The 26,718-nt window shown below is 62.3% G+C and carries 21 protein-coding genes and 1 pseudogene; 7 read left to right on the forward strand and 15 right to left on the reverse strand.

Annotated features, from left to right (window positions below):
- The 5 genes from DBO86_RS19880 to puuE form a co-directional block, all read right to left on the reverse strand.
- Positions 1–225, reverse strand: a 225-nt coding sequence (locus DBO86_RS19880; RefSeq protein ID WP_146173219.1) for a transposase, incomplete at its 3' end; no start/stop codon positions are given.
- Between the two features lie 146 nt (positions 226–371).
- Positions 372–1,709, reverse strand: a complete 1,338-nt coding sequence (locus tag DBO86_RS19885) for a urate hydroxylase PuuD (protein ID WP_108234621.1) — start codon at positions 1,707–1,709, stop codon at positions 372–374.
- 47 nt (positions 1,710–1,756) lie between these two features.
- Positions 1,757–2,260, reverse strand: a complete 504-nt coding sequence (locus DBO86_RS19890; protein ID WP_108234622.1) for an ureidoglycolate lyase — start codon at positions 2,258–2,260, stop codon at positions 1,757–1,759.
- 41 nt (positions 2,261–2,301) lie between these two features.
- Entirely contained in the window at positions 2,302–2,817 is a 516-nt protein-coding gene (uraD, locus tag DBO86_RS19895; RefSeq protein WP_108234623.1) for a 2-oxo-4-hydroxy-4-carboxy-5-ureidoimidazoline decarboxylase, read from the reverse strand.
- Positions 2,814–3,755 (reverse strand): allantoinase PuuE, encoded by a 942-nt coding sequence (gene puuE, locus DBO86_RS19900; RefSeq protein WP_003460853.1) that lies wholly within the window; start codon positions 3,753–3,755, stop codon positions 2,814–2,816. Before puuE ends, uraD begins: the two co-directional genes overlap by 4 nt.
- 402 nt (positions 3,756–4,157) lie before the next feature.
- Between puuE and uraH the strand changes: the two genes are divergently transcribed.
- Positions 4,158–4,511, forward strand: a complete 354-nt coding sequence (gene uraH / locus DBO86_RS19905; protein ID WP_003460854.1) for a hydroxyisourate hydrolase — start codon at positions 4,158–4,160, stop codon at positions 4,509–4,511.
- Positions 4,512–4,906: 395 nt separating this feature from the next.
- On the opposite strand, the gene DBO86_RS19910 is transcribed toward uraH, so the two are convergent.
- Positions 4,907–6,247 (reverse strand): NCS2 family permease, encoded by a 1,341-nt coding sequence (locus DBO86_RS19910; RefSeq protein ID WP_003460855.1) that lies wholly within the window; start codon positions 6,245–6,247, stop codon positions 4,907–4,909.
- A gap of 592 nt (positions 6,248–6,839) precedes the next feature.
- Between DBO86_RS19910 and DBO86_RS19915 the strand changes: the two genes are divergently transcribed.
- Entirely contained in the window at positions 6,840–7,607 is a 768-nt protein-coding gene (locus DBO86_RS19915; RefSeq protein ID WP_003460856.1) for a GntR family transcriptional regulator, read from the forward strand.
- Positions 7,608–7,769: 162 nt separating this feature from the next.
- Here the strand turns inward: DBO86_RS19915 and guaD are convergent, their stop codons facing one another.
- From guaD to xdhA, 4 genes are all read right to left on the reverse strand, one after another.
- Positions 7,770–9,074, reverse strand: coding sequence for a guanine deaminase (gene guaD, locus DBO86_RS19920; protein ID WP_108234624.1), 1,305 nt, complete (start codon positions 9,072–9,074; stop codon positions 7,770–7,772).
- 117 nt (positions 9,075–9,191) lie between these two features.
- Positions 9,192–10,022, reverse strand: coding sequence for a xanthine dehydrogenase accessory protein XdhC (gene xdhC, locus DBO86_RS19925; RefSeq protein WP_108234625.1), 831 nt, complete (start codon positions 10,020–10,022; stop codon positions 9,192–9,194).
- A 286-nt stretch (positions 10,023–10,308) separates the two neighbouring features.
- Positions 10,309–12,705, reverse strand: a complete 2,397-nt coding sequence (gene xdhB / locus DBO86_RS19930) for a xanthine dehydrogenase molybdopterin binding subunit (RefSeq protein WP_108234626.1) — start codon at positions 12,703–12,705, stop codon at positions 10,309–10,311.
- Between the two features lie 76 nt (positions 12,706–12,781).
- Positions 12,782–14,221, reverse strand: coding sequence for a xanthine dehydrogenase small subunit (gene xdhA / locus DBO86_RS19935; protein ID WP_108234627.1), 1,440 nt, complete (start codon positions 14,219–14,221; stop codon positions 12,782–12,784).
- 326 nt (positions 14,222–14,547) lie between these two features.
- Between xdhA and DBO86_RS19940 the strand changes: the two genes are divergently transcribed.
- From DBO86_RS19940 to ligA, 4 genes are all read left to right on the forward strand, one after another.
- On the forward strand, positions 14,548–15,207 hold the full coding sequence (locus DBO86_RS19940; protein ID WP_108234628.1) for a GntR family transcriptional regulator: 660 nt from the start codon (positions 14,548–14,550) through the stop codon (positions 15,205–15,207).
- A 6-nt stretch (positions 15,208–15,213) separates the two neighbouring features.
- Positions 15,214–18,702, forward strand: a complete 3,489-nt coding sequence (gene smc / locus DBO86_RS19945) for a chromosome segregation protein SMC (RefSeq protein WP_108234629.1) — start codon at positions 15,214–15,216, stop codon at positions 18,700–18,702.
- A gap of 213 nt (positions 18,703–18,915) precedes the next feature.
- Positions 18,916–19,737: a cell division protein ZipA gene (zipA, locus tag DBO86_RS19950; RefSeq protein ID WP_074857903.1), complete on the forward strand. Its 822-nt coding sequence runs from the start codon at positions 18,916–18,918 to the stop codon at positions 19,735–19,737.
- Positions 19,738–19,797: 60 nt separating this feature from the next.
- Positions 19,798–22,158, forward strand: coding sequence for an NAD-dependent DNA ligase LigA (ligA, locus tag DBO86_RS19955; protein ID WP_108234630.1), 2,361 nt, complete (start codon positions 19,798–19,800; stop codon positions 22,156–22,158).
- Between the two features lie 218 nt (positions 22,159–22,376).
- On the opposite strand, the gene DBO86_RS19960 is transcribed toward ligA, so the two are convergent.
- The 5 genes and pseudogenes from DBO86_RS19960 to DBO86_RS19980 all read right to left on the reverse strand — a co-directional run bounded on the left by DBO86_RS19960 (position 22,377) and on the right by DBO86_RS19980 (position 25,279).
- On the reverse strand, positions 22,377–22,745 hold the full coding sequence (locus tag DBO86_RS19960; protein ID WP_003460871.1) for a glutaredoxin family protein: 369 nt from the start codon (positions 22,743–22,745) through the stop codon (positions 22,377–22,379).
- A gap of 194 nt (positions 22,746–22,939) precedes the next feature.
- The gene (gene folE, locus DBO86_RS19965; RefSeq protein WP_003460872.1) at positions 22,940–23,485 is read right to left on the reverse strand and encodes a GTP cyclohydrolase I FolE; all 546 of its coding nucleotides are present in this window, start codon (positions 23,483–23,485) and stop codon (positions 22,940–22,942) included.
- A gap of 77 nt (positions 23,486–23,562) precedes the next feature.
- Positions 23,563–24,118, reverse strand: a pseudogene (locus DBO86_RS19970) (Smr/MutS family protein).
- A 165-nt stretch (positions 24,119–24,283) separates the two neighbouring features.
- Positions 24,284–24,601, reverse strand: a complete 318-nt coding sequence (locus DBO86_RS19975) for a hypothetical protein (protein ID WP_108234631.1) — start codon at positions 24,599–24,601, stop codon at positions 24,284–24,286.
- An 81-nt stretch (positions 24,602–24,682) separates the two neighbouring features.
- Positions 24,683–25,279 carry a cysteine hydrolase family protein gene (locus DBO86_RS19980; RefSeq protein ID WP_108234632.1) on the reverse strand — a complete coding sequence of 199 codons (597 nt, stop codon included), beginning with the start codon at positions 25,277–25,279 and terminating at the stop codon, positions 24,683–24,685.
- Between the two features lie 350 nt (positions 25,280–25,629).
- Here DBO86_RS19980 and prmB point away from each other — a divergent pair, with 350 nt between their 5' ends.
- Complete coding sequence (gene prmB / locus DBO86_RS19985) at positions 25,630–26,577, forward strand: 50S ribosomal protein L3 N(5)-glutamine methyltransferase (RefSeq protein WP_108234633.1); 948 nt, start codon at positions 25,630–25,632, stop codon at positions 26,575–26,577.
- The last annotated feature ends 141 nt before the right edge of the window (positions 26,578–26,718 follow it).

Here is a 26,718-nt window from a genome sequence, read left to right on the forward strand (position 1 = left end):
AACCTTGAGCCATTTTCCAGTTGCGGACCACGCATTGAAGCGTTTATAGACCTTATTCCAGTTACCGAACGCCTTGGGTAGATCTCTCCAGGGACATCCCGTGCGCATGCGGTACAGCATGCCCGCCACGGTTATTCGTAGATCACGCTTATTGTAGATGGCCTTGCGCAGCAGAATTTCCCGCAGCTTCGACCAATGCTCATCACTGAGCAATAATCGGGGCATTGTAAACTCGTATCGATGTTGGGCAAGAGCTTCAACGATACGAATTTTCTCTTGCATATCAACTGGTTAGTGCAAAACGGCAACAGCCCCTAGGGGCATAGCCTAAAAAATGTCGCGCCCAGTTACGGGCGCGACATGTGTGGCAATCAGTTGATCTGAGCGCCTTTGGCGATCCAGCTGCCAATCAGGTCGCGCTCGTCCTGGGTCATCTGGGTGATGTTGCCCAGCGGCATGATCTGCGTGGCCACGGTTTGCGCATGGATCTTCGCTGCCTGCGCTTTCATCTGCTCCGGGGTGTCGAGCATGAAACCGGCCGGCGCGGTGCTGAACATCGGACTGGTGGGACTCGATGAGTGGCACACGGTGCAACGCTCGTGGATCACGCTTTCGACTTGGGCAAAATCGGTGCTGGCAGCAGGTGCCGCGCTGTCAGCGGCAGTGGTTGAGTCCTCGCTGGCATCGGCTTTTGCCTGGGTTTCCTCGGCAGCAGGCTCGCTGGTTGTGGAGGGGTTGCCAGGGCGACCGGTAGCAGGAACGGGGGCGTACTTGATCGCCGGGGCTTGAGCCGTTGCCGGTGCGCTGACCGACTTCGTTTGCGGGCCGGTGACGTAAGCCAGGCAGATCATGCCCAGGGCTGCGGCCGGCAGGGTCCAGACGTACTTGCTGCTGTCGTGGCGGGTGTTGAAGTAGTGGCGTACCAGCACCGCCAGAATCGCGATACCGGCCAGGATTGCCCAGTTGTACTGGCTGCCGTAGGTGCTCGGGAAGTGGTTGCTGATCATGATGAACAGCACCGGCAGGGTGAAGTAGTTGTTGTGGCGCGAGCGCAGCAGGCCCTTGGCCGGCAGCAGCGGATCGGGCGTGGTGTTGTTTTCGATGGCCTTAACCAGTGCGCGCTGGGCCGGCATGATGGTGAAGAACACGTTGCCGACCATGATGGTGCCGATGATGGCGCCGACATGAATGTACGCAGCGCGGCCGCTGAAGATCTGGCTGAAGCCATAGGCCGCGGCGATGATCAGCACGAACAGCACGGCGCCGAGCAGGGCGGGGCGTTTGCCCAGCGGCGAATCGCAGAGGAAGTGGTAGATCACATAGCTGAGCGCCATGGAGCCGAGGCCGATGGCGATGGCTGCTGCTGGTGCCAGGTCGACACCTGGCTTGACCAGGTACAGGCTCGGGTTGAGGTAGTACACCACCAGCAGCAGGGCGACGCCCGACAGCCAGGTGGCGTAGGCCTCCCATTTGAACCAGTGCAGGTTCTCCGGCATTTTCGGCGGCGCCAGCTTGTACTTTTCCAGGTGGTAGATACCGCCGCCGTGAATTGCCCAGAGGTCGCCCGACAGGCCCTCGCGGGGATTGCTACGGTTGAGGTTGTTCTCCAGCCAGACGAAATAGAACGATGCGCCGATCCAGGCGATACCGGTGATCATATGGATCCAGCGGATGCCCAGGTTTAGCCATTCGGTGAAATGTGCTTCCACGATCTGTACCTCTTTCCCGGGATAGGCACGCCAGCCCCGGGCTTCTCTTATTGGTGGGGGTTGAGGAGGAGAAGCTCGTCCTCATTGAAGAAATGCTCATCGCAGTTGTTGCCGGAACCACTGCGATCAACCACCAGGAAGTCATCCCGCTTTTCGATCGCCAGCACCGGGTGGTGCCAGACGCCGCGATGGTAATTGATGCCCTGCCTGCCATTGCTGAGGAAGGCACGGACGGCCCCTGATACAGGTACATCGCCAATTGGCGCGACCACGATCAGAAAGGGGTTGCCGAGCAGCGGAATAAAGGCCTGGCTGCCCAGCGGATGGCGTTCCAGCATGCGGATGGTCAACGGCATTTCGAGCGACTCAGCGCTGAAGATGCTGATGATGGCCTGATCCTCCGGCTGTGCGGTCTGCACCGTGGCCAGCTTGTGATAGCGGCGGGTGGAACCGTTGTTGATCATGAAGAAGTCGCTGCCTTCGGTTTCGATCACGTCACCGAAAGGGGCGAAGGCTTCTTTGCTCAGGGGCTCGATGGTCAGGCTACGCATGGCTGTTCTACTTGTTCTGTTCGAGTTGAGGGATGCAGCGCTTACAGCTGCTGCAGGCGGAAGAGGGCGATCTTGTTGATCTCGGCCAGTGCGGTGGCGAACTCCTGCTCCGGCGTGTTGTGAATGCGCTCCTCGAAGGCAGCCAGGATCTGGTGGCGGTTGCTGCCCTTGACGGCCTTGATGAAGGGGAAGCCGAACTTGGCCTTGTAGGCGTCGTTGAGTTCAGTGAAGCGGGCGAACTCCTCGGCGCTGCATTCATGAATACCGGCGCCGGATTGTTCGGCTGTGCTGGAGGCAGTCAGCTCGCCGCGCACGGCAGCCTTGCCGGCCAGGTCCGGGTGCGCGTTGATCAGTGCCAGCTGCGCCTCATGACTGGCGGACAGGAGGATATCGGCCATGCGTTGCTGCAGCCCGTCGATATCGTCCACGCTTTGGTCCAGACCGAGGTCGTAGGCTTTCTCGGCGACCCAGGGCGAGTGCTCGTAGATGTCGGCGAAGGCTTTGATGAACTCGTCGCGGCTCAGCTTGGAAGGGGTCAGGGTCTGGAAACGGCTCATGGGCGGCTCTCTTGTTCGGTCGCGCGGAAGGGGTGAGTGGCGTGCCAGTGCCTGGCGATGTCGACGCGGCGGGCGCACCAGACCTTGTCGTGGCTCTTCACGTAGTCGATGAAGCGCGCCAGCGAAGCCAGGCGCGCCGGACGGCCGAGCAGGCGGCAGTGCATGCCGATCGACAGCATCTTCGGCGCGCCGGCTTCACCCTCGGCGTAGAGCACATCGAAGGCATCCTTGAGGTATTCGAAGAAATCGTCGCCCTTGTTGAAGCCCTGTACCTGGGTGAAGCGCATGTCGTTGGTGTCCAGGGTGTAGGGGATCACCAGGTGCGGCTTCTCTGCGGTGCTGGCCGGGTCCCAGTAGGGCAGGTCGTCGTCGTAGGTGTCGGAGTCGTAGAGGAAACCGCCTTCCTCGCGCACGATGCGTCGGGTGTTCGGGCCCAGGCGCCCGGTGTACCAGCCCAGCGGACGTTCACCGGTCAGCTCGGTGAGGATGCGGATGGCCTCGAGCATGTGCTCGCGCTCGGTGGCTTCGTCCATGTTCTGGTAGTCGATCCAGCGATAGCCATGGCTGCAGATCTCGTGCCCGGCGGTGACCATCTCGCGGATCACCTCGGGGTGACGCTGGGCGGCCATGGCCACGGCGAAGATGGTCAGCGGGATGTCGTGCTTCTTGAATAGCTTGAGCAGGCGCCAGACGCCGGTGCGGCTGCCGTACTCGTAGAGCGACTCCATGCACAGGTTGCGCTGACCCTGCAGCGGCTGAGCGGCGACCATCTCGGAGAGGAAGGCCTCGGACTCCTTGTCCCCGTGAAGAATGTTGCGTTCACCGCCTTCTTCGTAGTTGAGCACGAAGGACAGGGCGATGCGGGCATCGCCCGGCCAGTGCGGGTGGGGAGGGTTTGCGCCGTAGCCGATCAAATCGCGTGGGTAATCAGCGTTCACTGCAGTCTTCCTATCTGGAACGTTGCGGTCACTGCGTGCCGGGTAATCGACGGCTACGCGACCGGGACGAGTAATTGTATACAAAGTTAGTCGCCGTTTGTAAATCGACTTTTCATCATTTTCTTCTCTGCGTGCCACCGCGAAAAAATTGCCGAGGTGGTCAGCAATGTGCGCTGGTCATGCCGTGGTTGCTGGCTGGCGATGATGTGAGCAGTGATCCGGTTTGGTGCATGGGCAGCATTTCAATTGGATTTATTGTGTACAATTTAGTGGAAAAGTGTTTTATATTCGATCTGCGTGCTATCCTGCCACTGCGTCGGAGCACTGCGACGAGCCGATTTCAACAGAGTAGAGGAGGTGTGGTGTTCGTAGGGCGCCAGGCGCCGCGGGCATCCGAGACCCATGGGACGTTTGACTACACATGTACTGGATGCCGCGCACGGCTGCCCAGGGAGTGACATCAAGGTCGAGCTGTACCGCGTCGAAGGCGCGCAGCTGGAACTGATCAACAGCGTTACCACCAACCACGACGGCCGTTGCGATGCGCCGGTACTGCAGGGTGATGACTACCGCACGGGCGTCTACCAGCTGCATTTCCACGCTGGCGACTACTACCGCGCACGCGGCGTGAAACTGCCGGATACGGCATTTCTCGATGTCGTGGTCCTGCGCTTCGGCATCGATGCCGGTCAGGAGCACTACCACGTGCCGCTACTGATTTCTCCTTACAGCTACTCCACCTACCGCGGTAGCTGAGTGACTGGCGGGCCAATAGCCTGCCAGACGAATGCTTGTCACCCTCAGACTCGTTTGAGTCCTTACGCCCGCTCACACTGCGGGCTTTTTTTGGCTGTATTTCGGGGTGCTGTTGCTGGGTGAGCCATCACACGGCCCATCGGTGGGGCGCCTATTACGAATAGCGTGATGGGCGGCGTAGGGTGCGCCTTGCGCACCGAATTCGAGATGTTTCCACCGGGCGCATATAGGCGGTGCGCACGGCGCACCCTACCGTGCGATCTTGCTTGCGTAGCCCGGATCAAATCCGGGTATGGGCTGGCGCCGTGCTTATGGCTCGCGTGCCTGCCGTTACCGAGACAAACGAAAACCCCGGCACCAAGGCCGGGGTTTCGTTCAGCGCCTGGTGTTAGCCGTCAGAGGAAGGCGAACTTGGCGATGAAAATGATGCACAGGGCGTACAGGCTCAGCGATACCTTGTCGCTCTGACCGGTCAGCAGCTTGAGTGTGGCGTAGGTAAGGAAGCCCAGGGCGATACCGTTGGCGATGGAGAAGGTCAGCGGCATCATCACCACGGTCACGATGGCCGGAATGGTGTCGGTGTGGTCCTTCCAATCGATGTGAGCCATGCCGCTCATCATCAGCATTGCTACGTAGATCAGCGCGCCTGCGGTGGCGTAGGCCGGAATCATGCCAGCCAGCGGGGCGAAGAACATCGCCGCGAGGAACAGCAGGCCGACGGTGATGGCGGTCAGGCCGGTACGGCCACCCGCGGCGACGCCTGCAGCGCTTTCCACGTAGCTGGTTACCGGCGGGCAGCCGACCATGGCGCCCACAACGCTCGAGGTGGAGTCGGCTTTCAGCGCCTTGGACAGGTTCTGGATCTTGCCATCCTCATCCACCAGGTTGGCGCGGTGGGCGACGCCCATCAGGGTGCCGGCGGTGTCGAACATGTTCACGAAGAGAAACGCCAGGATCACGCTGATCATCGCCACGTTGAACGCGCCGGCGATATCCATGGCCAGGAAGGTCGGGGCCAGGCTCGGCGGCATCGACACCAGGCCACCGTATTCCACCAGGCCGAGTGCCCAGCCGATGGCGGTCACGCCGAGCATGCTGAAGAGGATGGCGCCAAACACGTTGCGGTGGCTGAGCACGGCGATCATCAGGAAGCATACGGCGGCGAGCAGCGCCGACGGGTTACTGAACGAACCCATGGTCAGCAGGGTGGCCGGGCTGTCGACGACGATCCCGGCGGTCTTCAGGCCGATCAGACCAAGGAACAGGCCGACCCCGGCACCCATGGCGAAGCGCAGGCTCATCGGGATGCTGTTGAGCAGCCATTCGCGGATCTTCGACAGGCTCATGATCATGAACAGCACGCCGGAGATGAACACCGCGCCCAGTGCGATCTGCCAGCTGTAGCCCATTTCACCGACGACGGTGTAGGTGAAGAACGCGTTCAGGCCCATGCCCGGCGCCAGGCCGACTGGCCAGTTGGCGTACAGGCCCATCAGGAAGCAGCCCAGGGCCGCCCCGATGCAGGTGGCGACGAAGGCGGCGCCATGATCGATGCCGGCAGTGGCCATGATGTTGGGATTGACGAAGATGATGTAGGCCATGGCGACGAAGGTCGTCAGGCCGGCCAGCAGCTCGGTCTTGATGGTGGTGCGGTGCTCGGTCAGTTTGAAGAAGCGGTCGAGCAGGCCACCTCTTGCCAGTTGATTCGCGTGTTGTTCTTGTTTGACGCTTTCCACAGCGGGTACTCCTCATCTCTCTTGTTGTGTACCGCCCAGAGCCTTGCGCAAGAACAATGCTCTCTGAGGCAGGCGGTGTTTTCGGTGGTGCTTCCTGGCTAAGTTGTTGACCGAGCGGTCAAGAAGTCACTCAGGCGCGATTATGCTTTTGTATACAAAAAATGCAATTAATGTTTTTAGTGTTGCATTAATCGCACCAGTCGAACCTGCGGATGGAAAAGCGCATGGATTTGGCGACAATCCCTTCAGGGCTTTAAATAAAATGCTTATAAAACAAATGGATGGAATTTTGGTTTGGTTGAGGACGACGCTCGATCGAGCGTCGGCTCAGCAGCCTGACCGGGTTCTTAGCAACTAATGAACTTAGAGGACGGCTGTATATAAAGAAAGAATTTGTTGTTCTGCGCTCAGAGGTGGGTGATATGCGGGCGAGGGTCAGCTATGACGTCATACAGCGAAGGGTGTGATGGCTGATTGACTTGTGTACAATTGTCTCAAATTTTTCTGATGTTTTTTCGCTCGGAGCTTGTCAGCTACCGGGTAGAACACAGTAGAGTCGCAGTGTCGCCGACTCTCATTGACGCGAGCCAGAATGAACGATCAATTGCAGCCTCTCAAGAAGCAGCCGCGCGTGGGCAAAAGCAGCCGCAGCGGGACTCAGGACGATGTCGTATATGCCCATATCTTCGATGCCATTCTCGAGCAGCGTCTGGCGCCCGGCACCAAGCTGAGTGAAGAGGCGCTGGGTGAGATCTTCGGCGTCAGTCGCACCATCATTCGTCGCGCCCTCTCACGACTGGCCCACGAGGGTGTGGTACTGCTGCGTCCGAACCGCGGTGCGGTAGTCGCCAGCCCGAGCGTCGAAGAAGCTCGGCAGATCTTCTATGCACGCCGCCTGGTTGAGCGCGCCATCACCGAACTGGCCGTCGAGCACGCGACAGCCGAGCAGTTGGCCGAGCTGCGGCAGATGGTCAAGGACGAGCAGGACAGCTTCTCCCGTGGTGATCGTGGTGCTGGCATCCGCCTGTCCGGCGAGTTCCACCTGAAGCTGGCCGAGGCCGCGCGTAATGCGCCGCTGGTAAGCTTCCAGCGCAGCCTGGTGTCGCAGACCTCGCTGATCATCGCCCAGTACGAAAGCAGCGGCCGTTCGCACTGCTCCTATGACGAGCACAATCAGCTGATCGATGCCATCGAGGCGCGCGATGCCGAGCGTGCGGTGCACCTGATGATGCACCACATGGATCACATCGACAGCAAACTCAACCTGGACGAGGAAAGCGCCTCGGACGATCTGCACGCGGTGTTCTCGCACCTGCTGCAGACCAAGAAGAAACCCGGCCGCAGCGCTGCCAATCGCTGATCGACTGCGTGTAACAAGAAAGCCCCGGTGCTCGCGCATCGGGGCTTTCTTGTTGGCGTGTCTACGTTGAGGCGTTTTTTTGTAGGAGCTGGCTTGCCAGCGATGCGCTAGTGAATTGATCGCCGGCAAGCCGGCTCCTACAAGGCGATCAGGCTGTTCGTTTCAATCGCGCTGGTGCACCGATACACCCGCGGCGAAGGTCTCTTTCACGGCACGGTCATCGCCGAGCATGGTCAGGGCGAACAGGCGCTCCTCCAGGCTCTTGGCCTGCTGCATGCGGTAGCTGATCAGCGGCGTGGCGTTGTAGTCCAGCACTAGGAAGTCGGCGTCCTTTCCGGGCAGGAAGTTGCCCAGCTGGTCGTCCAGGTACAGGGCGTTGGCGCCGCCCAGCGTGGCCAGGTACAGCGACTTGAACGGATCGAGTTTCTTACCCTGTAGCTGCATGATCTTGTACGCCTCGTTCAGCGATTGCAGCTGGCTGAAGCTGGTACCGGCGCCGACGTCGGTGCCGAGACCGACGCGTACGCCATGATCTTCCAGCTTGTTCAGGTCGAACAGGCCGCTGCCCAGGAAAAGGTTGGAGGTTGGGCAGAAGGCGACAGCCGAGCCGGTCTCGGCGAGGCGCTTGCACTCGTCGTCGCACAGGTGCACGCCATGGGCGAACACCGCGCGCGGGCCGATCAGCTTATGGTGGTCGTAGACGTCCAGGTAGCCCTTGCGCGCAGGGAACAGCTCCTTGACCCAGGCCACCTCAGCCTTGTTTTCGGAAATATGGGTGTGCATGTACAGGCCCGGGTACTCGCCGAACAGCTTACCGGCCAGCTCCAGTTGCTCCGGTGTACTGGTGGGAGCGAAGCGCGGGGTGACCGCATAGTGCAGGCGGCCCTTGCCGTGCCAGCGCTCGATCAGTGCCTTGCTCTCGGCGTAGCCGGTTTCGGCGGTGTCGGTCAGGTAGTCCGGGGCGTTGCGATCCATCAGCACCTTGCCGGCGATCATGCGCAGGTTGAGCTTGTCGGCCTGCTCGAAGAAGGCATCCACCGACTGCGGGTGCACGCTGCCGAATACCAGGGCGGTGGTGGTGCCGTTGCGCAGCAGTTCCTTGAGGAAGATCGCCGCCACGTCGCTGGCATGCGCCTTGTCTTCGAACTGTTTCTCGGTGGGGAAGGTGTAGGTATTGAGCCAGTCCAGCAACTGCTCGCCGTAGGAGGCGATCATGCCGGTCTGCGGGTAGTGGATATGGGTGTCGATGAAACCGGGTGTGATCAGCGCATCGCGGTAGTGCTGAACCTCGACACCGGCCAGCTTGGGCAGCAGCTCGGCAGCCGCGCCAATCTGGGCGACCTTGCCATTTTCAATTAGCAGGATGCCGTCCTCGAAGTACTGGTAGGACTGCTCGATACCGACGACAGCCGGGTCGGCGAGGCTGTGCAGGATGGCGGCGCGGTAGGCTTTGATGTTGGTGGTCATCTATTACGTCTCGATTGGGGCAGGCAGTGCGTAGGGTGTGCTGTGCGCACCACGGGCAATGCGGTGTTATTGGTGCGCGCGGCGCACCCTACTGGGCGCGCTGCGAATTAGGCAGAGTCAGGACCGGCGCGAGGCCGGCAATAGCTTGGCGACGCTGGACTCACCCTTTTTCACGTCCTGACCGAAGCTTGCGTTATAGGTGGCGATCACCTCGCCGGCGATGGACACGGCAATTTCCACCGGCAGCTTGCCTTTCACTTCGGCCAGGCCCATGGGGCAGCGCATGCGCGCCATCAGGGTTTCTTCGAAGCCGCGCTCGCGCAGGCGATGCTCGAACTTGACGCGCTTGGTCTTCGAGCCGATCAGGCCGTAATAGGCGAAGTCGCCGCGTTTGAGAATCGCCGCGGTCAGCTCCAGATCGAGCTGGTGGTTGTGGGTCATGACGATGTAGTAACTGCCGGGCGGCATGTTCTCCACCTCGTCGACCACCTCGTCGCCCACGATCTTCTCCACGCCGGCGGGGATGTGCTCGGGAAATTCGTTCTCCCGCGAATCGATCCAGCGCACCTTGCACGGCAGGCTGGCGAGCAGCGGTACCAACGCGCGACCGACATGGCCGGCGCCGAATACGGCGATCTGCGCCTGCGGCTGGCCCATGGGCTCGAACAACAACACGGTGGCGCCGCCGCAGCACTGGCCGAGGCTGGCGCCGAGGGAGAAGCGCTCCAGGCGGGTGTCCTGGCTGCGGCTGGCGAGCATCTCGCGGGCCATTTCCATGGCCTTGTATTCCAGATGGCCGCCGCCGATGGTCTCGAAGATGCGCTCGGCGGTGACCACCATCTTCGAGCCTGCATTACGCGGCGTCGAGCCGCGTTCCTCGATGCTGGTCACCAGCACGCAGGCTTCACCTTGTTGCTGCAGCTCGGCGAGGGCACTGATCCAGCTCATTTGCTCAGCCTCCAGGAAGGCGTGGTCTGTCCCGGGCGCGGCAGGCGCCAGTTGCTCGGCGACGGGTCGAGAATCGGCTCCGGCGCCGGACGAGCGGGTGGATTATTCGGTTCGGTGTGTTTTGTCATTGTTGTACACCCATTCATCATTCGTTCGCAGTCGCAGGGCTGTGGGAGGCGCTTTCGGCTCGGGCATCCTGCTTCGCTCTACCTCCTGCATCCCTGCAGTTGCAGCGGCGACAGTCGCGGCTAAAGCCCCTCCCACGGCGGCCTGAGGCTGCGCCAGGTCAGGCCGGTTCGACCTCGGCAGCGCTGGCAGCCTTGGCCGTAGCCTTCAACTTGCGCATCTGCTCCACACCCCAGAGCACGCGCTCAGGCGTGGCCGGGGCGTCGATCTGCGGTTGCACCTTGTAGTCGGCCAGGCTGGCCACGGCGTCCTTCAGGGCACACCAGGCAGCGATGCCGAGCATGAAGGGCGGTTCGCCCACGGCCTTGGAGTGGAACACGGTGTCTTCCGGGTTCTTGCGGTTTTCCACCAGCTTCACGCGCAGGTCGATGGGCATGTCGGCGATGGCCGGGATCTTGTAGCTGGCCGGGCCGCAGGTCTCTAGCTTGCCCTTGGCGTTCCACACCAACTCTTCCATGGTCAGCCAGCCCATGCCCTGGACGAAGGCGCCTTCGACCTGGCCGATGTCGATGGCCGGGTTCAGCGAGTCACCGACGTCATGCAGGATGTCGCCGCGCAGCATGCGATATTCGCCGGTCAGGGTGTCCACCAGCACTTCCACGCAGGCCACGCCGTAGGCGTAGTAGTAGAAGGGGCGGCCAGCCGCCTTGTCGCGATCGTAGTAAATCTTCGGCGTGCGGTAGAAGCCGGTCGAGGACAGCGAGACCTGGCCGAAGTAGGCCTTCTGGATCATCTCCTCGAAGGACAGGAAGTGCTCGCGCACGCGTACCTGGCCGTTGCGGAATTCCACGTCCTCCGGGGTGACCTTGTACTCGCGCACCAGGAAGTCGACCAGGCGCTGCTTGATGGTTTCGGCTGCGTTCTTCGCCGCCATGCCGTTGAGGTCGGCGCCGCTGCTTGCTGCGGTCGGCGAGGTGTTGGGCACCTTGTCGGTGTTGGTGGCGGTGATCTGGATGCGCTCGATATCGACCTGGAACACCTCGGCGACGACCTGCGCGACCTTGGTGTTGAGGCCCTGGCCCATCTCGGTGCCGCCGTGGTTGAGGTGGATCGAACCGTCGGTGTAGATGTGGATCAGCGCGCCGGCCTGGTTGAGGAAAGTGGCGGTGAAGCTGATGCCGAATTTCACCGGGGTCATGGCCAGGCCTTTCTTCAATACCGGGCTCTTGGCGTTGAAGGCGCGAATTTCTTCACGACGCTTGGCGTACTCGGCGCTTTCCTCCAGCTCGGCGGTCATCTCGTGGATAACGTTGTGCTCGACGGTCTGGTGGTAGTGGGTGACGTTGCGCTCGGTCTTGTCGTAGTAGTTGAGCTTGCGCACTTCCAGCGGGTCCTTGCCCAGGCTGCGGGCCACGGCGTCCATCACTTCCTCGATGGCGACCATGCCCTGTGGGCCGCCGAAACCACGGTAGGCGGTGTTCGAGGCGGTGTTGGTCTTGCAGCGGTGACCGTTGATGGTGGCGTTGCCGAGGAAGTAGGCGTTGTCCGAGTGGAACATGGCGCGGTCGACGATGGAGCCGGACAGGTCCGGCGAGTAGCCGCAGTTGCCGGCCAGGTCCATCTCGATGCCGTGCAGCAGGCCGTCGTCATCGAAGCCGACGTCGTACTCGACGTAGAAGGGGTGACGCTTGCCGGTCATGCTCATGTCTTCCATGCGCGGCAGACGCATCTTGGTCGGCCGGCCGGTGAGGTGCGCGATCACTGCGCACAGGCACGCCGGGCCGGCGGCCTGGGTTTCCTTGCCGCCGAAGCCGCCGCCCATGCGGCGCATGTCGATGACGATCTTGTTCATCGGCACGCCAAGCACTTCGGCGACCAGCTTCTGCACCTCGGTGGGGTTCTGCGTCGAGGTGTAGACCAGCATGCCGCCGTCTTCAGTCGGCATCACCGAGGAAATCTGGGTTTCCAGGTAGAAGTGCTCCTGGCCGCCGATATGCAGGGTGCCCTGCAGGCGACGCGGGGCGCTGGCCAACTGGCTGGCCGAGTCGCCGATGCGGTGGGTGTGGCTGGCGAGTACGAAATGCTTCTTGCGGTAGGCCTCGACCACGTCGAGCACCGGCTCCAGGTCCTCGTATTCGACGATGGCGGCCATGGCCGCCTTGCGCGCGGTTTCCAGACTGTCAGCGGCTACCGCCAGCACCACCTGACCAACGTACTCGACCTTGCCGTCGGCCAGCAGCGGGTCGCCGGCGACCACCGGGCCGATGTCCAGCTGGCCCGGCACGTCATCCTTGGTGATGGCGATGGCCACGCCCGGAAACTCGTAGCAGGGGCGGGTGTCGATGCGCAGGATGCGCGCATGGGCACGATCCGACTGGCGCGCATAGACGTGCAACTGGTTGGGGAACTCCAGGCGGTCGTCGACATAGACCGCTTCGCCGGACACGTGCTTGTCTGCGCTCTCGTGCTTGACGCTGCGGCCGACGCCGCTGGTCATGCCGGCGCGGAACAGGGCGGCCAGCTCTTCCTGGGATTTGTGTTCGATATGACTGGACATCTTCGCCTCCAAAACTTCGCATGCCAGCCGGGCTGGCCGGCGGCGGATCAATTCACTGCGCCCTTAGAACAGGCTCTTAGGCGTAAGCGGTAACCCGGGTTTTGATCTCGGGCGACTGCTGCTCCAGGAAGAACTTGCGCAACAGGTTCTGGGCAGTGAGCAGGCGGTATTCCTTGCTGGCGCGGAAATCCGACAGCGGGGTGAAGTCCTCAGCCAGTGCGTTGCAGGCGCGTTCGATCACGCCCGGATACCAGGTCGAGCCGACCAGGGCCGCTTCGCAGGCGCTGGCGCGCTTGGGGATGGCGGCCATGCCGCCGAAGGCGATGCGCGCTTCGGTGACCACGCCGTCGACGATAGTCAGGTTGAAGGCGGCGCAGACGGCGGAGATGTCGTCGTCCAGGCGCTTGGACACCTTGTAGGCGCGGAACGCCTGGTAGGCCTGGGCGCGCGGCACGATGATCTTCTCGATGAATTCGGCTTCCTGGCGCGCGGTCACCTTGTAGTCGAGGAAGTAGTCCTGTAGCGGCAGGATGCGCCGGGTGTTGCCCTGGCGCAGAGCAATCTGCGCGCCGAGGGCAATCAGCAGCGGCGGGGCGTCGCCGATGGGCGAGGCGTTGCCGATATTGCCGCCCAAGGTGCCCTGGTTGCGGATTTGCAGCGAGGCGAAGCGGTGCAGCAGCTCGCCGAAGTCCGGGTATTCGCGTGACAGCGCTGCGTAGCAGCCGGACAGCGCAGCGGCAGCGCCGATCTCGATGGCGCTGTCGGTCACTTCGATGCGCTTCATGTCTTCGATGTGGCCGACGTAGATCATCACCGGCAGTTCACGGTGGAACTGGGTGACTTCCAGGGCCAGATCGGTGCCGCCAGCGAGCAGGCGGGCTTGCGGGTTGGCGGTGTAGAGGTCGGCCAGGTCGGCCACGGTCAGCGGCACCAGGCAGCGCTTGTCGCCGCTATTGAGTTCGGCCGTCTCGCGCGGGGCGATGGCCTTGAGCTGGGCCACGGTGTTGCTCTCGAAGGCATCGAACTGATCCGGTTGCTTCTGGCAGCAGGCCTGCTCGGCGGCGTCGATGATCGGGCGGTAGCCGGTGCAGCGGCACAGGTTGCCGGCCAGGGCTTCCAGCGTGGCGCCCTTGTCGTAGCCGCTCGAATTCTTCTGCAGGGCGAACAGCGACATGATGAAGCCGGGTGTGCAGAAGCCACACTGCGAGCCATGGCAGTCGACCATCGCCTGCTGCACGCTGTGCAGCTTGCCCTGGTGTTTGAGGTCTTCGACGGTGATCAGTTGCTTGCCGTGCAGGCTGGAGACGAAGGTCAGGCAGGAGTTGAGGGTGCGGTAGCGTACGCGGTCGCCCTCGAGCTCGCCTACCACCACGGTGCAGGCACCGCAGTCGCCGGAGGCACAGCCTTCCTTGGTTCCGGTTTTGCCGACGTGCTCACGCAGGTAGTTGAGCACGGTGACGTTGGGGTCCAGGGCATGCTCGGTGCGCAGCTCCCGGTTGAGTAAAAACTGGATCAAGGACGACCTCCAGGCACTTTATTGTTATGAATCGTTTGGCTCGCCGGATAAGTGCACGCATTGCAAGGCCCGGACGTGATTGGCCATGGAGGCAATCTAGAATTATCTGACTTTTGGGTCAATAAATTTCTGACCTGAAAGTCAGTATGATTTTGGCAGCCTGATCCGTGAATCTGGCCATTCATGCAGCAAGTGTCATGCCGTACGCTTGGCCCGGATGCGCCCTGTGTTAAACTCGCCGTCGAATTTTCGTGCTCCTGCCCAGCTGCAGCGGGGCTCTCAGACTCGACCGCCTGCCTCTGGATCGACGCAACTTAAGGAATGTCATGACGTTCAAGGCCCTGGACAGCCTCGCCGAGCAAATTGCCCATTACCTGGCAGAGCGGATCATTCGCGGTGAGCTCAAGGAGCGCGAACGTATCCAGGAGCAGAAAGTTACCCAGGCCCTTAACGTCAGTCGTGGCTCGGTACGCGAAGCCCTGTTGATTCTCGAGCGCCGCCACCTGATCGTGATCTTACCGCGCCGCGGTGCCCAGGTCAGCGAACTGACCCCGCACCACGTCACCAGTCTCTATGCGCTGAGCATCGAGCTGTACGCCATGCTGGCCCGCGCGGTGATCGAACGCTGGCAGGTGGAGGCCGATCTGGCGCCGTTCATCGAGATCAAAAACCGCCTGCAGGACAGCCTCGAGCGCGACGATATCAGCGCCTTCGTCGAGAACAGTTTCGATGTGATGCGCGCGGCCTTTCCCTTCGCCGACAATCCCTACCTGCAGGAAACCCTGGAGAATCTGCTGCCGGCCATCAGCCGCACCTATCATCTGGCGCTGGAACGGCGCAAAGGTGAGATGGGCCAGTTCATGAACACCTTCGCCAGCCTGCTGCAGGCGATCATCGCCCGTGACCACGAACGCGCACGCGAAGTGCTGCAGGCTTACGGTCAGCACAACTGCCAGCTAGTGCTGGCGACCCTGACCGAGCGCTAAGCCCCGATGCGCCTGAAGAGCATCAAGCTGGCGGGCTTCAAGTCCTTCGTCGATCCGACGACGGTGAGCTTTCCCAGCAACATGGCGGCCGTGGTCGGCCCCAACGGTTGCGGCAAGTCGAACATCATCGACGCCGTGCGCTGGGTGATGGGCGAGAGCTCGGCGAAGAACCTGCGTGGCGAGTCGATGACCGACGTCATCTTCAACGGCTCGAACACGCGAAAGCCGGTGACCCAGGCCTCCATCGAGCTGATCTTCGACAACAGCGACAACTCGCTGGTGGGCGAATACGCGGCGTTCGCCGAGATTTCCATCCGCCGTCGGGTGACTCGCGACGGGCAGAACACTTATTTCCTCAACGGCACCAAGTGCCGCCGCCGCGACATTACCGACATCTTCCTCGGCACCGGTCTGGGCCCGCGCAGCTACTCGATCATCGAGCAGGGCATGATCAGCAAGCTGATCGAGGCCAAACCCGAGGAGCTGCGCAACTTCATCGAGGAAGCGGCCGGTATCTCCAAGTACAAGGAGCGCCGCCGCGAAACCGAGAACCGCATCCGCCGCACCCAGGAAAACCTGGCGCGCCTGACCGACCTGCGTGAAGAGTTGGAACGCCAGCTCGAACGCCTGCACCGTCAGGCTCAGGCGGCGGAGAAGTACCAGGAATACAAGGCCGAGGAGCGCCAACTCAAGGCGCAACTGCTGGCCCTGCGTTGGCAGACGCTGAACCAGCAGGTCGGCAGCCGCGAGCAGGTGATCGGCGATCAGGAAGTGGCCTTCGAGGCGCTGGTGGCCGAGCAGCGCAGCGCCGATGCCAGTATCGAACGCTTGCGCGACGGACATCACGAGCTGTCGGAACGCTTCAATCTGGTTCAGGGCCGTTTCTACTCGGTGGGTGGCGATATCGCCCGCGTCGAACAGAGCATCCAGCACGGTCAGCAGCGCCTGCGTCAGTTGCAGGACGACCTGCGTGAGGCGGAAAAGGCGCGCCTGGAGACCGAGTCGCACCTCGGCCACGACCGCACCTTGCTGGCCACCCTCGGCGAAGAACTGGAGATGCTCCTGCCCGAGCAGGAGATGACCGCCGCCGCAGCCGAGGAATCCGCCGCCGCGCTGGAAGAGGCCGAGGCCGCCATGCATGGCTGGCAGGAGCAATGGGACAGCTTCAACCAGCGCAGCGCCGAGCCGCGCCGTCAGGCCGAAGTACAGCAGTCGCGCATCGCCCAGCTGGAGCAGAGCCTGGAACGTGTGGCCGAACGCCAGCGGCGCCTGAACGAAGAATTGCAGCAACTGGTGGCCGACCCGGAAGACGCCGCCATTCTCGAATTGAACGAACAGCTTGCAGCGGGTGAGCTGGAGCAGGAAGCGCTGCAACTGACCGAAGAGCAGCAGGCCGAACGCCTGCAGCAACTGCGCGAGGAATTGCAGCAGGCTGGCCAGGCTCAGCAGCAGGCGCAAGGCGAACTGCAGCGGTTGAACGGTCGCCTGGCGTCGCTGGAGGCGTTACAACAAGCTGCGCTCGATCCGGGGCAGGGCGCAGGCGAGTGGCTGCGCGAGCAGGGCTTGCAGCAACGCCCGCGTCTGGCCGAAGGCCTGCGTGTCGAGGCCGGCTGGGAGCTGGCGGTGGAGACCGTGCTTGGCGCCGATCTGCAGGCCGTGCTGCTGGATGATTTTGCTGGCCTGGATTTCTCCGCGCTGGAGCAGGGCGAGCTGCGCCTGGTCAATCCCGGCAAAGGCGGTACGCGTCGTGCCGGCAGCCTGCTGGACAAGGTCGAGTCGAGCCATGATCTGGCGCCCTGGTTGGCCGGCGTGCGGCCGGTCGAGTCGTTGGAGCAGGCCCTGGCTGCTCGTGCGCAATTGGCTGAAGGCGAGAGCTTGATCAGCCGCGACGGTTACTGGGTTGGCCGGCACTTTCTGCGTGTGCGCCGCGCTGCCGAGGCGGACAGCGGTGTGCTGGCGCGTGGCCAGGAACTTGAGCGTCTGCAGCTTGAGCGCGAGGAGGGTGAGGCGGGACTGGCGCAGCTGGATGAACGCCTGCTGGTATTGCGCGACGAACAACGTCGCCAGGAAGAGCGGCGTGAGCAACTGCGTCGCCAGGGCCAGGAACTGGCGCGGCAGTTGAGTGAGCTGAAGGCAAAGCTGTCCGCCAGTCAGGCCAAGGCCGAGCAACTGGGTCTGCGCCGTCGCCGTCTGCAGGATGAGCTGCAGGAAGCGGCCGAGCAGCGCGAGATCGAGCAGGAGCAACTGGGCGAATCGCGTCTGCAATTGCAGGACGCGCTGGACGCCATGGCGCTGGATAACGAGCAGCGCGAAAGCCTGCTAGCCAGCCGCGACAGCCTGCGTGAGCGCCTCGACCGGGTGCGCCAGGAGGCTCGCCAGCACAAGGATCACGCTCATCAACTGGCGGTGCGCGTCGGCTCGCTCAAGGCGCAGCACGACTCTACCCGCCAGGCGCTGGAACGATTGGAAATGCAAGCCGAGCGTCTGCACGAGCGGCGCGAGCAACTGTCGCTGAACCTGGAAGAGGGCGAGGCGCCACTGGAAGAGCTGCGTATCAAGCTCGAGGAACTGCTCGAACGGCGTATGGCGGTGGACGACGAACTACGCCAGGCACGCCTGGCGCTGGAGGACGCCGACCGCGAACTGCGCGATGCCGAGAAGCGCCGCACCCAGGCCGAGCAGCAGGCGCAACTGCTGCGCGGCCAGTTGGAGCAGCAGCGCATGGACTGGCAGTCGCTCAACGTGCGGCGCAAGGCGCTGGCCGATCAGCTCGCCGAGGACAACTACGATCTGCACGGGGTGATCGCCACGTTGCCGGCCGAAGCCACGGAAAGCGCCTGGGAAGAAGAGCTGGAGCGCATGGCCGCACGCATCGCCCGTCTCGGTCCGATCAACCTCGCGGCCATCGACGAGTATCAGCAGCAGTCCGAGCGCAAGCGCTACCTGGATGCGCAGGACGCGGATCTGGTCGAAGCGTTGGAAACCCTGGAGAACGTCATCCGCAAGATCGACAAGGAAACGCGTAATCGTTTCAAGGATACCTTCGATCAGATCAATGGCGGTTTGCAGGCGCTCTTTCCAAAAGTTTTCGGTGGCGGCAACGCTTATTTGGAACTCACTGGCGAAGATTTACTCGATACCGGTGTGACCATCATGGCGCGGCCCCCGGGCAAGAAGAACAGCACCATTCATTTGCTCTCCGGTGGAGAGAAAGCGTTGACCGCTTTGGCACTGGTGTTTTCCATCTTCCAGCTCAATCCGGCGCCGTTCTGCATGTTGGACGAAGTGGATGCACCGCTGGACGATGCCAACGTCGGGCGCTACGCGCGACTGGTCAAGGAGATGTCAGCCACGGTGCAGTTCATCTACATCACCCACAACAAGATCGCCATGGAAATGGCCGATCAGTTGATGGGGGTCACCATGCACGAGCCGGGTTGCTCGCGTCTGGTGGCGGTGGATGTCGAGGAGGCGCTGGCGATGGTGGAGGCGTGATGGCAGAGCGCCGCGAGATTAACTGAATACAGACAAAACCTTATGCGGCTCCCTGTGTAAAGTTGCCTTTCGTCGTGCTAGCTTATTGCCCACTTTTGTTACACGCGGAAAACGTCAGATAGAACATCAAGTTGGCGCCGCGTTTTATAGTTGAGTTGTGATCCGGTTGATTGGATCTTTTTTTCACCAGAATTTTTAAGGGTCAGGTATTTCATGGAATTCGGTCTGCGCGAGTGGCTGATCGTTATTGGCATCATCGTTATCGCTGGCATCCTTTTCGACGGCTGGCGCCGTATGCGCGGTGGCAAGGGCAAGCTCAAATTCAGGCTCGATCGCAGCTTCGCCAACATGCCTGATGACGACAGTGACCCAGATTTGCTCAGTACGCCACGTGTGGTAAATCGCGACCACGAGCCGCAGTTAGACGAAGACGAACTGCCGTCGATGAGCGCCAAGGACCTGCCACGTCGTCCACGCAACGAGCCGCAACAGGGCGACCTCAATCTGGCTGTCGATGAGCCGGTGCCGACTCTGCTCAACCCGGTCGATGACGAACCCGTCGAACCGAAGAAAGCCTCCAAGCCGGCTGCCGATGCCGCACCGGTAGAAGAGGTGCTGGTGATCAACGTGGTCGCCCGCGACGACTTCGGCTTCAAGGGCCCGGCGCTGCTACAGAACATCCTCGAAAGCGGTCTGCGCTTCGGTGAGATGGACATCTTCCATCGTCACGAAAGCATGGCGGGTAATGGCGAGGTGCTGTTCTCCATGGCCAACGCACTCAAGCCGGGCACCTTCGATCTCGACGATATCGAAGGCTTCAGCACCCGCGCGGTGAGTTTCTTCCTCAGTCTGCCTGGCCCGCGTCACCCCAAGCAGGCCTTCGACGTCATGGTCGCGGCCGCGCGCAAGCTGGCCCATGAACTGGGCGGTGAGCTGAAGGACGACCAGCGCAGCGTGATGACTGCGCAGACCATCGAACACTATCGCCAGCGCATCGTCGAATTCGAGCGCCGGCAACTGACCCAGAAACGCTGACCCGTACACGAAGTCGAAAGAGAGCAGCCAAGGCTGCTCTTTTCGTTTGAGAGACCGAGCATGACCGACGCCGCCCAACGTATTTCCGAACTGCGCAACGAACTGGACGCGCACAACTACCGTTACTACGTGCTGGATGAGCCGAGCGTTCCCGATGCCGAGTACGACCGACTGTTCCGCGAGCTGCAGGCGCTGGAAGCCGAGCACCCGGAACTGGTCACGCCGGAGTCGCCGACCCAGCGTGTCGGCGGCGAGGCGCTCAGCGCCTTCGGCGAGGTGCGCCATGAAGTGCCGATGCTCAGCCTGGGCAACGCCTTCGATGAGGACGATCTGCGTGCCTTCGACCGCAGCGTGCAGAACGGCCTCGGCGTACAGGGCGGCGACCTGTTCGGCGGCGGCGCCGAGATCGAGTACAGCTGCGAACCCAAGCTCGACGGCCTGGCCGTCAGCCTGCGCTACGAGAACGGCCAACTGGTGCGCGGCGCCACGCGCGGCGACGGCAGTACCGGCGAAGACATCACCAGCAATGTGCGCACCATCCGCAACGTGCCGCTCAAGCTGCTGGGTGAGGGCTGGCCGCAGGTGCTGGAGGTACGCGGTGAGGTGTTCATGCCCAAGTCCGGTTTCGAGGAGCTCAACGCACGCCAGGCCGAGAGCGGCGGCAAGACCTTCGCCAACCCGCGTAACGCCGCTGCCGGCAGCCTGCGTCAGCTCGACCCGAAGATCACTGCCAGCCGCCCGCTGGAGTTCTGCTGCTATGGCGTTGGTCAGGTCAGCGGCGAGCTGCCGGGCACCCAGGTGGCCATGCTGCAGCAGCTCAAGGCCTGGGGCGTACCCATCAGTCGCGAACTGAAGCTGGCCAAGGGCGTCGAGGCCTGCCTGGATTACTACAGAGATATCGCCGAGCGGCGCATGAGCCTGGCCTATGACATCGATGGCGTGGTGTTCAAGGTCAACAATATCGAAGATCAGCAGCAACTGGGTTTCCGCGCGCGTACCCCGCACTGGGCCATCGCCCACAAGTTCCCGGCGCAGGAAGAGCTGACCGAACTGCTCGACGTGGAATTTCAGGTCGGGCGTACCGGTGCGGTGACGCCAGTGGCGCGTCTGAATCCGGTCAAGGTGGCCGGTGTGATGGTGGCCAACGCTACCCTGCATAACATGGATGAGGTGGCACGCCTGGGTGTAATGATCGGCGACACGGTGATCATCCGCCGTGCTGGCGACGTGATCCCGCAGGTGATGGCCGTGGTGCCCGAGCGTCGCCCGGAGAACGCGCGCCCGGTGCACATTCCCGAGCAATGCCCGGTGTGCGGCTCGGCGGTGGAGCGCACGCAACTGGTCAAGCGCAGCAAGGGCAAGGAATCGGTCAGCGAAGGTTCGGTGTATCGCTGCGTCGGTCGCCTGAGCTGCCAGGCGCAGCTCAAGCAGGCGATCATCCACTTCGTCTCGCGCCGTGCCATGGATATCGAAGGCCTCGGCGACAAGACCATCGAGCAACTGGTGGACGAGAAGCTGATTGCTTCGCCGGCTGACCTGTACAAGCTGACCTTCGAACAGATCATCGGCCTGGAAGGCTTCGCCGAAGTCTCCAGCAACAAGCTGCTGAAGGCCATCGAGGACAGCAAGCGGCCGACCCTGGCGCGCTTCATCTATGCGCTCGGTATTCCCGATGTGGGCGAGGAAACCGCCAAGGTGCTGGCGCGCTCCCTGGCCTCGCTGGAGCGAGTGCGCAAGGCACTGCCGCAAGTGCTGACCTATCTGCCGGATATTGGTCTGGAGGTCGCGCACGAGATCCACAGCTTCTTCGAGGATGAACACAATCAGCAGGTGATCAGCGCCTTGCTGGGCGAATGCGGTCTCGAACTGCAGGAAGAGGGTGAGCTGAGCGCCGAGTTCTCGGCCGTCGCCACCCTTGGGGACATGCTCGATAAGCTGAACATTCCGAGTGTCGGCCCCGGAGCGGCGCAGAAGCTGGCGGAGCGTTTTGGCAGTCTGGAGGGTGTGCTTGGCGGCGACTGGCTGGACATGCGTCAGGCCCTGCCGGAGAAACAGGCCAAGGCTGTACGCGAGTTTTTCGACAATGCCGATAACGCCCAGCTCGCGCGCGCTATCGAGCAGCAACTGCGCGATTTCGGCATGCACTGGGAAAGCGAGAAGAAAGTTGCCGAAGGTCTGCCCCTGGTCGGCCAGACCTGGGTGCTCACCGGCACGCTGGAGGTGATGAGTCGCGACGTCGCCAAGGAAAAGCTGGAGAGCCTGGGCGCCAAGGTGGCCGGTTCTGTCTCGGCCAAGACCCACTGCGTGGTTGCCGGGCCAGGTGCCGGCTCGAAGCTGGCCAAGGCCAGCGAGCTGGGGGTGAAGGTGCTGGACGAAGCGCAGTTCCTCGACCAGCTCAAAGTCTACGGTATCGAGGCGTAGGCGCTGTTCGCGAGCAGAACTCGCGCCTGAAGAGGCAGGCGAAGATACGCCGATCTTGTAGGAGCGGCTTCAGCCGCGAAATGACCGGTGCAGGGTAGCTCCAAGGCTCCCGGATTGCATGAATTTAGGTGTCGAACCCAGAATCTGTAGGAGCCGGCTTGCCGGCGATCCTTTATGCAGAAGCATCGCCGGCAAGCCGGCTCCTACGAAAGCGCGGCTCAACCGGCGAAGCGCTGATCCAGATAGGCGATGATCGCCTTGGACTCGTACAGCCAGGTGCTCTGGCCGTTTTCCTCGATGCGCAGGCACGGCACCTTGATGCGGCCGCCGTGCTGCTCCAGTGCCTGACGATGTTCGGCGTTGTTCTTGGCGTCGCGCAGTTGCACCGGCAGGTTGAGGCGGTGCAGGCTGCGCCTGACCTTGACGCAGAACGGGCAGGCGTGGAACTGGTACAGCGCCAGGTTGGCCGTGGCGCGCTCGACCTCGGCTTGCGCCTCGGGGCTGCGCTTTAGCTTGCGCGGGCGGCTGATCCAGTCGGCGAACACGACGAGCTGACCCAGGCCGATACGAAGGGCTTTGAGCAACATCTTTCTAACTCCTGAACGGGCATGCCGCGGGCGGCACTGCAAATGATCTTTGCGGCGTGCCCACCCTCATCCGGCGCTTCGCGCCACCTTCTCCCGGTGGGAGAAGGGTCATCGAGGAAGGCGTCGCTACGCGACTTTCACGCTAAACGGCGACGGCCGTTCACCGAAGTGAGCGGCCGTCGTCTTGAGTGGTGTCAACGAACCAGATTGAGGAATTCGCCGCGGGTCGCCGGGTTGCTGCGGAATTCGCCGAGCATCACCGAGGTGACCATGGAGGAGTTCTGCTTCTCCACGCCACGCATCATCATGCACATGTGCTGCGCTTCGATGACCACTGCCACGCCGAGTGCGCCGGTGACCTGCTCAATTGCTTCGGCGATCTGCCGGCTGAGGTTTTCCTGGATCTGCAGGCGGCGGGCGTACATGTCGACGATGCGCGCTACCTTGGACAGGCCGAGCACCTTGCCGTTGGGAATGTAGGCAACATGGGCCTTACCGATGAACGGCAGCAGATGATGCTCGCACAGCGAATACAGCTCGATGTTCTTGACCAGCACCATCTCGCTGTTGTCGGAGCTGAACAGCGCGCCGTTGGTGACCTCTTCCAGCGTCTGCTGGTAGCCACGGCAGAGGTACTGCATGGCCTTGGCGGCGCGCTTGGGCGTGTCCAGCAGGCCTTCGCGGGAAACGTCCTCGCCAAGCTGGCCAAGGATCGCGGTGTACTGTTGTTCCAGGGACATGGAAAATCCTGTTGGGTATCGAATGGGCGCAGGGTAGGGCGCCGACAGGGGCCTGGCAAGAGTGCCAGGTTCTCTGATTACTCGTCGCGACCATCCATCATGGTGCGCTTGAGGATGATGTATACCGCGCCGGTGCCGCCGTGCTTGGCCAGGCAGGAGCTGAACCCCAGCACCTGCGGGTGCTGGCGCAGCCAGGTGTTCACATGGCTTTTGATCATCGGTTTGCGCCCATCCATGCGCACCGCCTTGCCGTGGGTGACGCGTACGCAGCGAATCTCCAACTTGGTGGCTTCGGCGAGAAACTCCCACAGCGTGTCGCGCTTTCTCGACGCTCATGCCGTGGAGGTCGAGGCTGCCGTCGAACGGAATCTGGCCCAGCTTGAGCTTGCGCATCTGACCGTCCTGCACGCCGTTGCCGGCCCAGTACAGCGGGTCTTCAGCGCCAACGTCGATGACGAACTGGTCGGACAGCCCGTCCACCTTGATCTCGCCCTGGCTGATGGTTGCAGCCTGGCGCAGGGTGTTGAACTGTTTACGGTCAGTTTTGGGTTTGCCGGTATCGGCGCGGTCGTGCTTGATCGGCTTGACGCCGCGCAGCTCGGCCTGGAACAGGGAAAAGTCGTCGTCTTGCATCGGTGGCTCCGCGAAACAGGCTGGCATTTTACCCAAATGCCGGCCGTGTAAGCGTAGAAAGACGAATTTGTAGGAGCCCGCTTGCGGGCGATCATCAATTCGATTGAAGAAGAGCATCACCGGCAAGCCGGCTCCTACGGTTTTTGGTGCTGTGTTTTCGGGTGATCAGTCGCGCTTTTTCATCAATGATGGCGACAGGCTTAGATCGCTGGGGCGACGCAGGCGTCTGCGGCAGCGACGCCAGAAGGCGATCCCGGCCCACAGCAGGAACAGGCCGAGCAGCAGGACGGTGGCCTCGCCGGTGGAGTCGTTGAGCGTACCCAGTACCGGCGCGCGGCCTGCCAGCGAGGCGACACCCGCCATCGCCAGCAGAATGCCGAAGGCAGCGAGCAGGGCGCCCAGGCCGGCTCCGATACGCAGGCGCCAGTTTTTCGGCGGGCGTGGACGCAAGCGGCGTGCATCGAAATCGTCGGACAGCTTCATTCCGATTTCCTTTGGCTTATCCCCGGTATGACCGGCTGGTCGCGTCCGGGTTCCGCAGTGCTGGCGATACTGCTTCAGGTTTCACACCAGCGATTTGGCGTGCGGCACCAAGGTGGCGAAATTGTCGGCCAAGGCGATCATCTCGATGCGGTGCACCTCGGCGGCGGCGATCACGCTGCCATCCGGTGCAGGCAGGTCGCGGGTAGCGCAGGCAGCATCGACCAAGGTACAGCGATACCCGTAGTCCTTGGCTGCGCGCACGGTGGTGCTGACGCTCGAATGGGTCATGAAGCCGCAGACGATCAGGTCAAGATGGCCGAGCGCCTGCAGGCGGTCATGCAGCTCGGTACCAGCGAAGGCGTTGGGCAGGCGTTTTTCCACCACGATTTCGCCTGCCAGTGGCGCTGCCTCCGGTAGATGACGACCGCGTGGGCCGCTGGGGTCGAGCAGGCCGCCCGGGATGCCAAGGTGCTTGACGTGAACGATGTCGGTGCCGGCGGCGCGGGCGGCTGCCAGCAGGCTGGCGATCTCCGCCAGTGCCGGGTCCAGGCCGGGAAGTGCCAGTATGCCGCTGCGGTATTCTTCCTGGGCATCGATGATCAGCAAGGTCGCATTGCTCAGGCTGGCCGCTGCGTGGCCACGGCCGGTGAGCTGGAACATGGTTTGCGGATGGGACATCTCGGGCTCCTGGCTGATGGTGATAATGTGCCATTGTCCGCTTGCCAGGGCGCTCTGTGAACCTCTATCTGCGCCAAGGCTTGCTCGGTGCATTATGCCGGAGCAGAATCGGAACTGCCCTGAAGGACTCAGGGTCGTACGCAAAAGGAGTTGCCATGTCACTTTTGTCGCAGTTTTCCCCGCATTTCTGGCTTCTGTTCTCCATCGCCGTTCTGCGCGAGCTGCGCCGTCCTGATGACGATGCACTGCGCAAGAAGCGCGAGCGCTCATGAATGTTCGTTAACCGCTCATTCATGCGCTGGCCACCCGCACTGGGCTAAACTTCCGCACTTTTCACCCGGAGGCCGCCCGTGACTGCTCTCACTACCCGTTTACGTACCCTGCGTGATTACATCCGCTGGGCCGTCAGTCGTTTTCAGGCCGAGCAACTGTTCTTCGGCCACGGCAGCGACAATGCCTGGGATGAAGCGCGTCAGCTGGTGCTCGGCGCGCTGCACCTGCCTTGGGAAATCTCCGACGCCTATCTCGATTGCCGCCTGGAAGACGACGAGCACGCTCACCTGCAGACGCTGCTCAAGCGCCGCATCGAAGAGCGCGTACCCACCGCCTACCTGCTCGGCGAAGCCTGGTTCTGCGGTTTGCCCTTCGTCGTCGATGAGCGTGTGCTGGTGCCGCGCTCGCCGATCGCCGAGCTTATCGACCGTCACTTCGCCCCCTGGTTGCCAACCGAGCCAGCGCGCATTCTCGATCTGTGCACCGGTTCCGGCTGCATCGGCATCGCCTGCGCCTACGAATTCCCCGAAGCTGAAGTGGTGCTGGGCGATCTGTCGTTCGACGCGCTGGAGGTGGCCAACCTCAACATCGAGCGTCATGGCCTGGAGGAGCGCGTGTACTGCGTGCAGGGTGATGGCTTTGCCGGGTTGCCGGGGCAGCGTTTCGACCTGATCGTCTCCAACCCGCCTTATGTCGACGCCGAGGATTTTGCCGACATGCCTGCCGAATACCAGCACGAGCCGGAGATGGGCCTGGCCTGCGGTCATGATGGCCTGGATCTGGTGCGACGCATACTGGCTGAAGCGGCCGATCACCTGACCGAGCGTGGCGTGCTCATCGTCGAAGTGGGCAACAGCCAGGTGCATGTCGAAACGCTGTACCCGGAGGTGGACTTCACCTGGCTGGACTTCCAGCGTGGCGGCCATGGCGTGTTCCTGCTGGCGGCCAAGCAGTGCCGCGAGCATCAGGCATTGTTTCGTTCGCGGGTGAAGGCTGATTCGCCGGTGCGCACCAAGGGCTGTTAGAGCGTAGGGCTAAGGCTGATCAGATAAGTTCTTTACCCCTCTCACTTACAGTGGAGGGGGCACTTTCTGTAGGAGCCAGCTTGCTGGCGATGCTTTTTATGGCGGATCGCCGGCAAGCCGGCTCCTACAAGGACCGAGGGC

Source organism: Ectopseudomonas oleovorans (genome assembly GCF_003052605.1).
Classification (GTDB): Bacteria; Pseudomonadota; Gammaproteobacteria; order Pseudomonadales; family Pseudomonadaceae; genus Aquipseudomonas; species Aquipseudomonas oleovorans_A.